This is a genomic window from Microbispora sp. ZYX-F-249, assembly GCF_039649665.1.
GTDB lineage: Bacteria > Actinomycetota > Actinomycetes > Streptosporangiales > Streptosporangiaceae > Microbispora > Microbispora maris.
In genome coordinates, this window is record NZ_JBDJAW010000114.1 from 1 (window position 1) to 2,016 (window position 2,016).

Below are 2,016 nucleotides of genomic sequence, written 5' to 3' on the forward strand. Positions count from 1 at the left end.
GCACGGGGACATCTTCAACTCGCTGCTGCAGATCCTGGAGGACGGTCGGCTGACCGACGCCCAGGGCCGCGTGGTGGACTTCAAGAACACCGTCATCATCATGACGACCAACCTCGGCACCCGGGACATCTCCAAGGGCGTCGCCCTGGGCTTCGCGAAGTCCAACGACGAGGAGAGCACCTACGACCGGATGAAGGTCAAGGTGCAGGAGGAGCTCAAGCAGCACTTCCGGCCCGAGTTCCTCAACCGCGTCGACGACATCGTGGTCTTCCACCAGCTGACGCCCAAGGAGATCATTCAGATCGTGGACCTGATGCTCGCCCAGGTGGCCGAGCGCCTCAAGGACCGCGACATGGGCCTGGAGGTGTCTCCGGCGGCCAAGCAGTTGCTGGCCGATCGCGGGTACGACCCGGTCATGGGCGCCCGTCCGCTGCGCCGGACCATCCAGCGCGAGCTGGAGGACACGCTGTCGGAGAAGATCCTCTACGGCGAGCTGCGGCCCGGCCACGTCGTCAAGATCGACATCGAGGGCGAAGGCGACGCCGCCACGTTCACCTTCGCCGGCGAGACCGCGCCCGCCGCCGCCGGCGCGCCCACCTCCGCCGCCTCGAACGGCTGATCCCGGCCCATGGCCGGACAGCAGGCCTTCTGGATCGACGGCCGATCCGACCGCGAACGCGCCCGTGACGGCGTCAGCCACTACTCCGAGCGCGTGTGGGAGAACCTCGGCGAGTTCGAGGGGGTGTGGGGGGACATCGCCCCGGTCGCGTTCGCGTGCGCGGCGTGGCGGATCGCCACCCCACCCCTGAGCTCCCCGGGGCTGGTCCGCCGGCACCGGCGGATCCTGTCCGCCTCCTGCGAGCGCAACGGCTGGGACGGGTCGCTGACGGCACGCGTCGCGCTCGTCTCCCCGCTGCCCGCGGCGCTCACAATCTCGCGCGACTGGTGGCGCGACCGCGGCTGGCGGGGCTGGCCGGAGATCTTCAGCCAGTTCGTCGAGCCCGCCGAGCAGGACCTCGCGAAGGTCCCCCATCTGCGTCCCACCCTGCTCGTGGACGCCCCCGTGCCCCTCGAGGACCTGCCCGCGACGCCGGACGGGCCCGCGCGCGATCTGGCCGAGACGGCGCACCGCGCGCTCACGGTCCTCGTCAGGGAGCTGAACGACCTGCTCGCCCCGATCGTCACCCACCTGGAGCAGGACCTCCGCTGAGGCGTCCCCGCGTCGATCGCGGGGCCGCTCGCTCTCGTCGCGGAACCTCTTTCCCACCCCCTTGACAGTGGCCCGGAGCGGCCTCAGTCTGTTGCGCATAGTGCTATGTGTTTCGTCTTGCACAACTAATGCACGCTGACTGATTCGAGGGAAAGAGAGACCATGGCGCACGAAGTCCGCGGGGTCGTCGCGAAGGGCAAGGGACAGCCGGTCAGCCTGGAGACCATCGTCGTCCCCGACCCGGGCCCGGGTGAGGCGCTCGTGGCCGTGCAGGCCTGCGGGGTGTGCCACACCGACCTGCACTACCGCGAGGGCGGCATCAACGACGACTTCCCGTTCCTCCTCGGGCACGAGGCGGCCGGCGTGGTCGAGGCGGTCGGCGAGGGCGTGACGGACGTCGCCCCCGGCGACTTCGTCATCCTCAACTGGCGCGCGGTCTGCGGCGCCTGCCGGGCCTGCCTGCGCGGACGCCCGCAGTACTGCTTCGCCACCCACAACGCCACCCAGAAGATGACGCTGGCCGACGGCACCCCGCTGTCCCCGGCGCTCGGGATCGGCGCGTTCGCCGACAAGACGCTCGTCGCGGCCGGCCAGTGCACCAAGGTGGACCCGAGCGCTTCCGCGGTCGCGGTGGGCCTGCTCGGCTGCGGGATCATGGCGGGGCTCGGCGCGGCCATCAACACCGGCGGGGTGACCCGCGGGGACTCGGTCGCCGTCATCGGCTGCGGCGGCGTGGGCGACGCGGCCGTCGCGGGCGCGCATCTGGCCGGCGCCACCACGATCATCGCGGTCGACGTGGACGACAC

Annotated in this window: 3 protein-coding genes; all 3 read left to right on the plus strand. The window is 71.1% G+C overall.

Features of this window, described 5'->3' with window-relative positions; genetic code table 11:
* Positions 1–619 (plus strand): ClpB D2-like domain containing protein (locus AAH991_RS39940; RefSeq protein ID WP_346231161.1); only part of this gene is annotated, 619 nt, incomplete at its 5' end.
* 9 nt (positions 620–628) lie between these two features.
* On the plus strand, positions 629–1,210 hold the full coding sequence (locus AAH991_RS39945) for a hypothetical protein (RefSeq protein WP_346231162.1): 582 nt from the start codon (positions 629–631) through the stop codon (positions 1,208–1,210).
* 162 nt (positions 1,211–1,372) lie between these two features.
* On the plus strand, positions 1,373–2,016 hold a 644-nt coding region (locus AAH991_RS39950; protein WP_346231163.1), incomplete at its 3' end, for an alcohol dehydrogenase catalytic domain-containing protein.

Bases quoted from the DNA above. Each gene is read 5' to 3' on its own strand.
- AAH991_RS39945 (WP_346231162.1), top strand. From the start codon at position 629: ATGGCCGGACAGCAGGCCTTCTGGATCGACGGCCGATCCGACCGCGAA.